We start from the raw sequence: 10,017 nt of genomic DNA, 5'->3' as shown, positions 1-10,017 counted from the left end.
CCCGCTTAAAAGGCTAGAAATGGTGTCCACTTAAATTAGGTGGACACCATCGCCTTTGGCGTCGGGGTCAGGAAGGTGTGTTGGCCGGACGCATACAATCCTTGTAGAATTTTACCAGTGAAGTGCCACCCCTTTGAGATGCTCTATGAACTCTGAATTAACCGAAGAAGAAATGCGTCGTGCCCTTTTTGGTACGCCTCAGCCAAAGGAGCAAGTTTCTACTCCGCTAGTGCTGGAGCCTGTGCCAGAGATCGTTTTCACGAAGCCCGCAGAGGCTCCACTAGCCAAGAAGAAAGTGACGAAGGCGTTTACGCCCAGGCTGCGGGTCACGCTCCGGGTTGGGAACGAGTTTGAGGGGAAAATGACCGAGTTGATTCACGAGGCTGATACGTTGAGCTCGTTGCTTGCGGAGCAGGAGGCCGTGAGGGCTGCAAGGAAGAAGTACAAATATGTTGAGGTCGTATCAGTCAGATCGATGTAGAGGCCTAGCTGAACTACTCAGGCGAATGGTGGCGCTCATAACATCTTCACATTTCGACCATGTCCAAGGCTGATCTAAAAAGGGTAATGTTCAGCTTTCGAATCAGGGACGACTTGCATGGCTTTGAAAATCCGTACGGCGACGGTAGCAGACGCTGTAGCCATCCAGCGCATTTACGCCCCCATCGTTTCGACAACGGCCATCTCGTTCGAAGAGATTCCGCCAAGCGCTGAGGAAATCGCTCAGCGAATAGCGACAACGCTTTTGACATATCCCTACTTGGTGGCCGAAGAAGGTGGGGAGATCAAGGGCTATGCCTACGCAAGCCAGCATCGCGCTCGTCCGGCCTACCGATGGGCTGTGGACGTGACGGTGTATATAGCCGAGTCGGCTCGCCGGCAGGGCGTTGGCCGTGAACTCTATGAAACCTTGCTTCCGATTCTCGAAAAGCAGAGGTTTCGCGCAGCTTACGCCGGAATTGCGCAGCCCAATGAAGGAAGTGTCGGTCTGCACGAGTCGCTAGGATTCGTACACATTGGGACGTATCCAGAAGTGGGCTTCAAGCTTGGAAAATGGCACGACGTCGGTTACTGGAGGCTTGGGCTGTGTCAGGCAACCCCTCCGTTGGAACCCATTCTTTTCCCCAAGCTTGAGGTTGCATCGCAGTAGGTTCACTCGCTGTGCGTTGTGACTATCAGACTTCGGCAGTGAGGTGGCCTTGCAGCTGCTTGAGCACAGCTCGGGCAACGGTCATCCTGTGGAAGTGACTAACCTTGCGCTTTTTTCAGCCCTTTCAATCGCACGTTCGCTCTTTGCACAGCTGCCATTTTTTCAGGCCGCTTCATGCGTTTCCACTTTCTAATGTCTTCCTTGCTGCGCCCGCAACTCACACAGAGATCACCACTTAGCTGGCAAGTCGAGATACAGGGATTTTCGATTTCTTTAGCCATTGTCAGTCCCCTTTAGTCGCGCCTGATTGAGCAAGGCGATTTTTCCAGTTGCCACCATGCGTGCGCTGGCACTCCTCCTCAGAGTCAAAGCAGACATAGCGGTCTGAAAGGTTCAGATCGATGTCGGCCTCGTTCAACGCGATAGAGGTCAACTCAACAATGCGCGCCTTCGCTATAGCCTGGGCGAGCTTCTTGTCAGCCAGTGTTTCGAACACCCAGACTACCTTGAGGGTTTCACTCAACGCATTCAGGTCGGCGGTGTGAGTGAGCCACGTAAATCCTTCGATCTCCCCTTTTGCTGTTTCGCACGCTTCGGTGAGGGTAGTAATTAATCGACGTTCGATACGCGCAAGCTCACGTTTCCCTAGTGGCATTAGGAGTTCCTATGAAGTCGAGGTTGGGGAGCCGGTGAATCAAACTAATCGAAACTCGACCGTAAGGTGGCTGACTTCGTGGACAGGCTTCAGTCGTTCACGAATGCTTTCAGCGTTCAAAGTGGATTCGCCGAGGACGCTGACAATAGCCGCATGCGCCTCTGGCCCGACCCGCCAGACATGCAGGTCTGTAATGGTTGCATCACCCGGCTTCTCAACCAGCTCGCGGATTTCATCTGCAACGTGCTCATCAGTTTGATCCAGCAGTACAGCCGAGGTGACGCCCATCAAACTCCATGCCCAACGCGCAATAACTATGGCACCCACAATGCCCATTACCGGATCCAGCCACACCCATCCGAGATACCGGCCAGCGAGCAGTGCTGCAATTGCCAGGACGGAGGTCAGAGCGTCCGCTATCACATGGACGTAAGCTGATTTCAGGTTGTTATCGCCGTGCCCATGATGATCATGATCGTGCCCATGACTGTGACCGTGGCCAAGCAGAAGCGCGCTCACAATGTTTACGATCAAACCCACAATCGCAATGAGCGTAGCGGTTCCGAATTGAACCTCCGTCGGCTGCAAAAGACGCATGACCGACTCTACGGCGATTACCAAGGACACCATGCCGAGAATGAGCGCCGATGCAAATCCACCCAGGTCTCCAACCTTGCCCGTACCGAAGCTATAACGACTGCTGGAGGCGTGGCGTTTTGCGTAACTGTACGCAACTGCAGCGATGCCCAAAGCGCCTGCATGGGTTGCCATGTGAAAGCCGTCGGCGAGTAGAGCCATCGAGCCAGTGATATAGCCGGCGACGATTTCGCCGACCATCATCACCACCGTTAGCGCCACAACCCAAAGGGTACGTTTGGCATTTTCTTCGTGTGCTGACCCGAGGAACACATGGTCATGTACGTGATTAATTTCGATGTTGTGGCTGCTGCTCATGAGCATGTACCTAGATTTTTCACTTGGAATAGCGGCGAATGGCTTCAAGAAGCTCTTCGACACCCTTGTTGCGCTCTTCATCGCTAAGCGTTGGGCTCGCTACATGCTCTCTGGCGTGATCCTCAATAATTTCGTCCATCAATCCGTTGATAGCTCCACGTGTGGCAGCTACGAGATGCAATGTTTTCGCGCAATCGGCATCCGATTCCAGTGCACGCTCAACGGCTTGGATTTGCCCCGCGATGCGTTTCACGCGCTTGAGAAGATCGTCTTTGTTTGAAGCTATATGGCCCATGGGAGAACCCCCTTTGACTGTGCATACGCGCATCATAGGTATACCCCCTATACCTATGTAAGCGCCGTTTGACGGAAAGCTCATAAACAGCTATTTGCCGAAACTGGCTTCAGATAGGAGGAAGGGCGAAACAGGATGATCAGGACTCTGCTATTGGCCGCTCTTTGCTATGATGTTGACAAAGCGAGCAGGTCAAACGAGATGCAATTGCTGGTTAGGTCGAATGCAGACGGTGGCCAAGTGGAGTGCGAATGGGACTCCAAGGCCACGTACTTCGGGTGGGATCAAACCCTGTTGCCATTCTCATCAATGACGACTTGTCCGTCTTCCTTGACGAAACTGCCGCTCTGCTCCTGAGGCAGAAGGTCGAGAACGGCCTCTGACGGGCGACACAAGCGTGTGCCCAACGGCGTCACGACGATGGGGCGATTGATCAGGATAGGATGAGCCATCATGGCATCGATGAGCTGCTCGTCAGTCAGCGATGCATCGCCCAATCCCAGCTCCTCGTACGGAGTGCCTTTGATACGCAAAAGAGCCTGCACTCCGATACCCATATCCCCAATGAGTCTGACAAGTGTGGTGCGATCAGGCGGGGTCTTCAGATACTCGATAACCGTCGGTTCTTCCCCGCTGTTACGGATCAACTCCAAGGTGTTGCGAGAGGTGCCGCATTCGGGGTTGTGGTAGATCGTGATCTGGCTCATATCGCTTCCTCGTACTGACGTTAGATGGAGCGCTGGTTGACGCGTTTGGAAAGCTCTTCGGCGGACTCTTTACGCTCGGAGTACCGATCAACCAAATAATCCTGGCGATCCCGCAACAGTAGGGTGAACTTCATCAGCTCTTCCATCACGTCCACGAGACGGTCGTAGTACGAGGACGGCTTCATACGACCTGCCTCGTCGAACTCGGTAAATGCCTTGGCAACCGAAGATTGGTTTGGGATGGTGAACATCCGCATCCATCGGCCCAGTACGCGCAGCTGATTAACCACGTTGAAAGATTGAGAGCCACCGCAGACCTGCATCACTGCAAGGGTCTTTCCTTGCGTAGGTCGTACAGCACCTATCGCCAGCGGAACCCAGTCAATTTGGGCTTTGAATACTGCACTCATAGAACCGTGACGCTCAGGGGAGCACCACACCTGCCCCTCAGACCATTGCATCAGCTCGCGCAGCTCAGCGACCTTGGGATGTGTATCGGCAGCGTCATCCGGAAGCGGCAGACCCGATGGGTCAAAGATCTTGGTTTCAGCGCCAAACTCATTCAGCAGGCGTGCCGCCTCTTGCGTGACTAACCGGCTGAATGAGCGCTCTCGCGTTGATCCATACAGCAGAAGAATGCGAGGTTTATGGAGCGAAGGCGTGCGAGGCGACAGTTGCTCCAGCGACGGAATGTCGATCAGGTCGGCGTGTACGTTCGGCAATGTGTCTTGCATATAAACTCCTACGGCGGCGCCTGGTTGGGTGCCGCCTCGGTTGATCTTTAAAGCGAACCGATGCGGTTCAGTTCAGCTTTCAACTGTTCAGCGCTGATGGTCTTCAGTGGCAGCGCAAGAAATGCGCTCACGCGCTCGTGAATTTTGGCGAGTGTGGTTTCAAAAGCTGCGGTGATCTCGGCTTCCGAACCGCTAGCGTCAGACGGGTCGGCCAGACCCCAATGCGCCTTCAAAGCTGGCCCAAAGAAGATTGGGCATGCCTCACCCGCTGCCCGGTCACAGACAGTGATCACGATGTCTGGAGGTGAGCCTTCAAAAGCATCCGAAGCCTTGCTGCTCAAGCCCGCCGTAGAGATACCCGCCGCCTCCAGCGTTTGCAATGCCCGTTGATTCACCCGGCCACTGGGAAAGCTTCCTGAGCTGACGGCTTCTACACCCTCGGGCGCCAAGTGGTTGAAAAGCGCTTCGGACAGAATGCTGCGGCAGCTGTTGTGGGTGCACATGAACAAGACTTTCATCAGACGATTCCTTGATTCAAAAACTGAGGCGCAGTGCCAGGGCGGACAATGTGGCGACGAGGATGGGCACGGTCAGCACGATCCCGGTCTTGAAGTAGTAACCCCAGCTGATCGTTATATTTTTCCGGGCGAGCACGTGCAGCCACAACAGAGTTGCCAAGCTCCCAATTGGGGTGATCTTCGGGCCCAGGTCGCAGCCGATGATGTTGGCGTAAACCATCGCTTGCTGGACAACACCATCGACTTCGGCGGCATGAATGGATAAGGCGCCTACCAAAACGGTGGGCATGTTGTTCATGATCGAAGACAGCAACGCTGTTAGCAGCCCTGTACCAAGGGACGCGCCCCAAACGCCATAACCGGCGAACACGTTCAGGATCTGCGCGATGTGGTCGGTCAGGCCGGCGTTCTTCAGGCCATAAACAACCAGGTACATACCCAAAGAAAAAATCACCACCTGCCATGGCGCCTCTTTGAGCACCTTGCTTGTGTTGATGGCGTGACCACGAGCCGCGATGACGTAAAGAATGAATGCACAGACCGCTGCAATGGCGCTGATTGGCACCCCCAATGGCTCAATGACAAAGAAGCCGATCAGCAGTAGTGCCAGCACCCACCAACCGGCTACAAAAGTGGCCCGGTCGTGGATTGCCTCGTCCGGATTGTCCAGTTGGTTGAGGTCATAGGTCTTTGGTAAATCTTTGCGGAAAAACCACAGCAGCATGGCTAACGTCGCCGCCACGCTGACGATGTTTACCGGCACCATGATCGAAGCATATTCGTTGAAGCCGATATCGAAGTAGTCGGCAGAAACGATGTTGACCAGGTTGGAAACCACCAGCGGTAAGCTCGCCGTATCGGCGATAAAACCGGCTGCCATAACGAATGCCAACGTAGCAGCAGGAGAAAAACGCAGCGCCAGCAACATCGCGATCACAATGGGTGTGAGGATCAATGCTGCTCCGTCATTGGCGAACAGGGCCGACACCGCTGCGCCCAGCAGGACGATAAATGCGAACAGCTTGCGGGTGCTCCCGCCTCCCCATCGGGCGACATGCAGCGCAGCCCATTTGAAGAAGCCTGCCTCATCAAGCAACAGACTAATAATAATGACCGCGATGAACGTTCCGGTAGCGTTCCAGACTATGCGCCAAACCTCCGGTATGTCGGCAAGGGTAACGACACCTGCCAGCAACGCCACGATGGCACCGAACATCGCACTCCAGCCCACCCCCAGCCCCTTGGGCTGCCAGATGACAAGGACGATGGTGGCGATAAAGATCAATACGGCAATCAGCATTTCATTAATCCGGTTGGGCGTGAATCAGCTACACACGGCTTGGTTGATCGGACGGTCGTTCATGCCGCAGAGGCGCTTAGCCTCGGTTTCCAGCCATTGCTGATTGGCGTCTACCACTTCCTTCAAAACTGCAGTCACCCACGCGGGCAAATCAGGATTCAGTCGGTAGTACACCCATTGGCCTTGGCGACGATCCAACAACAAACCGGCAGAGCGCAGCAGCGCCAAATGACGAGAAATCTTCGGCTGACTCAGGTCGAGTGCTGCCGTTAGCTCGCATACACACAGCTCACCTTCACTCACGACAAGCAGCGAAATTTTTGCTCGGGTGTCATCCGCCAGGCACTTGAATAAGGTGGTGGGGTTCAAGGGTTCTGTCATAGATCCTCCAGGTGTTTGGTCTTGACCAAAACGAAGAGCTTGATGCGCTCGTGGATGTCGTGGAGCGAGTGGCGAAATGCGCCAGGATCATCGCTAGTTACTGGGTCAGGAAAATCCCATGCAATGACTTCACCTGCGCCGGGCATTGGTAGGCACTCGCTTGCGGATTTATCACAAAGAGTGATTACGTAATCGAATCGATCAGCTTGAAATTCGCTGAGGGACTTGCTGCGCAGGCCCGTTGCGTCTACTCCAACTGCCTCCAATGCCTGAGTCGTGCGCGGATCAACCTCAGACGGTTCAGATCCTGCGCTGAAGGCCTCGAAGCGCGGGTCGGTGTGCCGCAGCAAAGCCTCTGCAAGCAGGGAGCGGGCTGAGTTGGCAGCGCACACGAAAAGCACTTTGATAGCAGGGCTCATGGTTAAACTCGATGCATATGGAAAATCGAATATACGCTTTGGCGAATATTTGGTAAAGCGAGTATGATGGCTGCTGCTTCGGCTTGAGCCGTGACAGTTCCTACAAAGCGGCACCAAGGAGATAAGGGGATGGGCAAGGAGATGATGATCCAGGCAACGAAAATAGCCGGAGGGCAGTCGCAGCGATTTCGCGATGCGCTGAAATCTGCTGACCTTCCAGCAGACGATATTGATCTTCCAGGCCGAACCTTTTTTGAGTTCTCACGGAATGGTGAGACTGTTGGATGGGGAGGGTTTGAAACGCATGGGACAGATGGATTGCTGCGCTCCATGGTCGTAGAGCCGGCGTACAGATCGAAAGGGGTTGGGGCTGAGGTGCTTCGAGTCATTGAAGCAATAGGCGCCGAGCAGGGAATCGCTCGTTTTCATTTGCTGACAACAACTGCATCAGGCTTTTTTGAGCTGCAGGGCTATGCAGCAAACCAACGAGGCTCTGCGCCGCTTCTGATTTCTCAGACGGAGCAGTTCAGGAGGCTTTGCCCTGGCTCGGCTTGCTACATGTGCAAAGCATTATCTGCGAATGCACGAAAGTAGCTGATCACCTTGGTGATGGCTTTTAGCCTCGATGCCAGCTAGATTTGGAGCTTCCTACGATCAAGGATGGATATGAAAAAGCTCATCGCAGTAATGGGGATCTGTGTCGCACTTGGCGGTTGCGCTACGTCCCACTACACCGCAGGGCGAGACTTTCCGTCGGCCAGTGTAGCGAGCATCACCAAAGGTAAAACGACGACTACTGAGTTGAAGTCGCTGTTTGGTGAGCCCTACGCTAAGAGCGCAGTCAGCGAGACTGACGAGAAGTGGATCTACACCTACACCAATGGCTCAGCGCATGCCCAAAGCTACGTGGTCACCATGAAGGTGACGACTACGGGCACTCAGAAGACCCTCGACGTCTTGATCCGAAATGACGTGGTCATCAACTACACGTTCAGCGAAGGCCCCGCTCCAGGCACTACCACTGCGACGAACTAAGTTCGCCACCTTGTCATTGGGCGACCCGCCGCGCTCAGTACGTTGTTGATGGAGCAAGCTCATGGACAGAACATATGCCTTCGTGGATGAGTCCGGGAATTCCGACCTAGATACGTCAAAGGGTGGAAGCTCGGGCTTCTTCATCGTCTGCTCCATTCTAGTGGCAGAGAAAGACCTGGAGGCTGCTTATGCCCAAGCTGAAGCACTCCGCGAGCGGCATTTTCAAACGGGCGAGATCAAATCCAGCAATCTTAAGCCCAAGGATTCAGATCGCCGTGCCCGGATCCTAAACGAGCTAGCCGATCTGCCATTCAGGCTCTATTTCACCGTCGTTGATAAGTCCCAAATTCGCAAAGACGGTGGCCTTCGTTTCAAGACCTCATTCATAAAATATGTGAATGGGTTGCTCTATGAACGTTTGTTCCGCGCATACCCAGACCTCCAGATGATCGTAGACGAGCATGGTGGCCAGGAATTTCAGGAGAGCCTCAAAAGCTACGTTTCAGAACGGTTCGTCGATGACCTATTTGGCGATAAAGATGCCTTCCAGACGATGGCCAGTAAGGACAACGTCTTGGTTCAGGTTGCAGATTTTTTTGCTGGCTCAGTCGCTCAGATCTACGAAGAGAAAGCATCGGAAGAAGCAGTTCTTGCCTACAAAAAGATTCTACGAAGCCTGACCCTTGGAATGCTTGAGTGGCCATCCAAGTACCAGTCTCTTCTGCCGCCGCCGGCGGATGAATCTGGGTATGCAGACTACCAGGTACACCAAGAAGCTCTCCGCCAGGCTGACCTTTTTAGCGAAAGGGCTGGTGAGCACCCTAATGAGGATGAGCGCCTGCAGCTGAGCATCTTGCGGTTCCTGAGATTCCAAAGCGAATTCGTCACCAAAGACTACGTGCCAACCGCAGAAATAGTCGGCCACCTAAAAGATAGCGGCTTCGGAGATATCAACGACCAGAGGATCCGCTCCAGCGGCATCGCCAAGCTTCGCGATTCGGACGTGATTATCACAAGCGCGGCCAAAGGCTACAAAATTCCTCAGACACGGGCTGACATCAACGAGTTTCTGGAAAGGGCGTCAGGCATAGTCGTCCCTCTGCTGGAACGTGTCAAAAAGGCTCGAGAGGTGTATCGGCTGAGTAGTCGAGGAGAATATGACATCGTGACTGCAGCCAACCTGACTGAGCTAGCCAAGCTGCTCGCTGCGCTCGAGGCATTTGCAGATGACTGAACTCAGTCATGGCCAGGAACCTCACCAGGCTGCATTGATCCAGGATGAAATCCTAGAGATCTTGAAAGAAGCCAAGGTGCTTGCACGTAGCTTCTATCGCCTGACCGGCAAGCCGCTGGGCATAACAGGCGAGGTCGCAGAGTACGAAGCTGCTACTAGACTCGGCCTGTTACTACATCCTGCAAGGCAGGCGGGTTACGACGCTACAGAGGCGCTGGAAGATGGCGTCGCGAGAATCCAGATAAAGGGCCGCTGCATCCTCAACCCACGAAAGATTACGGGCCGAATGGGGGCAATTGATCTACGACAACCCTTCGATACTGTGCTCTTGGTGCTGCTTGATTCTGAGTTCAACGCATTTGCAATGTACGAAGCGAGTCGTGCCAAGGTAGAGTCAGCACTGACCCTGCCTGGCTCGAAAGCCAGAAATGAACGGGGAGCGCTGGCGATTAGGCAATTCATGTCGATAGCTACCTTGCGCTGGGCTCGCCATGAGGCCAGCGAATCAGAGAATCTACTTCCCTCCTAGAATCGAGCGCTAGGGATGGTCTGAAGTAGCCATGTATTTCCCCGGCATACCACCTAGCGCAACTTTTAAACTCGCCAAATGATCAAAAAACAATCAATTCGACGAG

16 protein-coding genes are annotated in these 10,017 nt (G+C 54.1%); 6 read left to right on the top strand and 10 right to left on the bottom strand.

The window, feature by feature from the left end; translation table 11 throughout:
* Nucleotides 1–145 precede the first annotated feature (145 nt).
* Both AO268_RS29770 and AO268_RS29765 read left to right on the top strand, forming a co-directional pair.
* Nucleotides 146–481 carry a hypothetical protein gene (locus tag AO268_RS29770; protein WP_038443850.1) on the top strand — a complete coding sequence of 112 codons (336 nt, stop codon included), beginning with the start codon at nucleotides 146–148 and terminating at the stop codon, nucleotides 479–481.
* Between the two features lie 117 nt (nucleotides 482–598).
* Entirely contained in the window at nucleotides 599–1,150 is a 552-nt protein-coding gene (locus AO268_RS29765; RefSeq protein WP_038443853.1) for an arsinothricin resistance N-acetyltransferase ArsN1 family B, read from the top strand.
* Nucleotides 1,151–1,248: 98 nt separating this feature from the next.
* On the opposite strand, the gene AO268_RS29760 is transcribed toward AO268_RS29765, so the two are convergent.
* The 10 genes from AO268_RS29760 to AO268_RS29715 all read right to left on the bottom strand — a co-directional run bounded on the left by AO268_RS29760 (nucleotide 1,249) and on the right by AO268_RS29715 (nucleotide 7,113).
* Nucleotides 1,249–1,431, bottom strand: a complete 183-nt coding sequence (locus AO268_RS29760) for a DUF1289 domain-containing protein (protein WP_080727717.1) — start codon at nucleotides 1,429–1,431, stop codon at nucleotides 1,249–1,251.
* A 2-nt stretch (nucleotides 1,432–1,433) separates the two neighbouring features.
* Nucleotides 1,434–1,805, bottom strand: coding sequence for a hypothetical protein (locus tag AO268_RS29755; protein WP_038443854.1), 372 nt, complete (start codon nucleotides 1,803–1,805; stop codon nucleotides 1,434–1,436).
* Between the two features lie 39 nt (nucleotides 1,806–1,844).
* Complete coding sequence (gene dmeF / locus AO268_RS29750) at nucleotides 1,845–2,759, bottom strand: CDF family Co(II)/Ni(II) efflux transporter DmeF (protein WP_038443855.1); 915 nt, start codon at nucleotides 2,757–2,759, stop codon at nucleotides 1,845–1,847.
* Between the two features lie 19 nt (nucleotides 2,760–2,778).
* Nucleotides 2,779–3,054 (bottom strand): metal/formaldehyde-sensitive transcriptional repressor, encoded by a 276-nt coding sequence (locus AO268_RS29745; protein WP_080725266.1) that lies wholly within the window; start codon nucleotides 3,052–3,054, stop codon nucleotides 2,779–2,781.
* A 284-nt stretch (nucleotides 3,055–3,338) separates the two neighbouring features.
* Complete coding sequence (gene arsC / locus AO268_RS29740; protein WP_038443859.1) at nucleotides 3,339–3,761, bottom strand: arsenate reductase (glutaredoxin); 423 nt, start codon at nucleotides 3,759–3,761, stop codon at nucleotides 3,339–3,341.
* Between the two features lie 20 nt (nucleotides 3,762–3,781).
* Nucleotides 3,782–4,495 carry an arsenical resistance protein ArsH gene (gene arsH / locus AO268_RS29735; RefSeq protein WP_038443860.1) on the bottom strand — a complete coding sequence of 238 codons (714 nt, stop codon included), beginning with the start codon at nucleotides 4,493–4,495 and terminating at the stop codon, nucleotides 3,782–3,784.
* Between the two features lie 47 nt (nucleotides 4,496–4,542).
* On the bottom strand, nucleotides 4,543–5,013 hold the full coding sequence (locus AO268_RS29730) for an arsenate reductase ArsC (RefSeq protein ID WP_003395039.1): 471 nt from the start codon (nucleotides 5,011–5,013) through the stop codon (nucleotides 4,543–4,545).
* Nucleotides 5,014–5,029: 16 nt separating this feature from the next.
* Nucleotides 5,030–6,313, bottom strand: a complete 1,284-nt coding sequence (locus tag AO268_RS29725; RefSeq protein WP_007247284.1) for an arsenic transporter — start codon at nucleotides 6,311–6,313, stop codon at nucleotides 5,030–5,032.
* A gap of 24 nt (nucleotides 6,314–6,337) precedes the next feature.
* A complete protein-coding gene (locus tag AO268_RS29720) occupies nucleotides 6,338–6,694 on the bottom strand; it encodes a metalloregulator ArsR/SmtB family transcription factor (RefSeq protein WP_032894886.1) in 357 nt (118 codons plus the stop codon).
* Nucleotides 6,691–7,113, bottom strand: a complete 423-nt coding sequence (locus AO268_RS29715) for an arsenate reductase ArsC (RefSeq protein ID WP_038443865.1) — start codon at nucleotides 7,111–7,113, stop codon at nucleotides 6,691–6,693. Before AO268_RS29715 ends, AO268_RS29720 begins: the two co-directional genes overlap by 4 nt.
* A gap of 129 nt (nucleotides 7,114–7,242) precedes the next feature.
* On the opposite strand from AO268_RS29715, the gene arsN2 reads away from it, so the two are divergent.
* The 4 genes from arsN2 (at nucleotide 7,243) to AO268_RS29695 (ending at nucleotide 9,911) form a co-directional block, all read left to right on the top strand.
* Nucleotides 7,243–7,707, top strand: coding sequence for an arsenic resistance N-acetyltransferase ArsN2 (gene arsN2 / locus AO268_RS29710; protein WP_038443867.1), 465 nt, complete (start codon nucleotides 7,243–7,245; stop codon nucleotides 7,705–7,707).
* Between the two features lie 72 nt (nucleotides 7,708–7,779).
* The gene (locus AO268_RS29705) at nucleotides 7,780–8,148 is read left to right on the top strand and encodes a hypothetical protein (protein ID WP_038443869.1); all 369 of its coding nucleotides are present in this window, start codon (nucleotides 7,780–7,782) and stop codon (nucleotides 8,146–8,148) included.
* A 61-nt stretch (nucleotides 8,149–8,209) separates the two neighbouring features.
* Nucleotides 8,210–9,382 (top strand): DUF3800 domain-containing protein, encoded by a 1,173-nt coding sequence (locus tag AO268_RS29700; protein ID WP_038443871.1) that lies wholly within the window; start codon nucleotides 8,210–8,212, stop codon nucleotides 9,380–9,382.
* Nucleotides 9,375–9,911, top strand: coding sequence for a hypothetical protein (locus AO268_RS29695; RefSeq protein ID WP_038443873.1), 537 nt, complete (start codon nucleotides 9,375–9,377; stop codon nucleotides 9,909–9,911). The genes AO268_RS29700 and AO268_RS29695 overlap by 8 nt, the downstream gene beginning before the upstream one ends.
* Nucleotides 9,912–10,017: the final 106 nt, after the last annotated feature.

Source organism: Pseudomonas sp. ICMP 8385 (genome assembly GCF_002699915.1).
GTDB lineage: Bacteria > Pseudomonadota > Gammaproteobacteria > Pseudomonadales > Pseudomonadaceae > Aquipseudomonas > Aquipseudomonas gessardii.
This window is presented reverse-complemented; position numbering and strand designations above follow the sequence as displayed.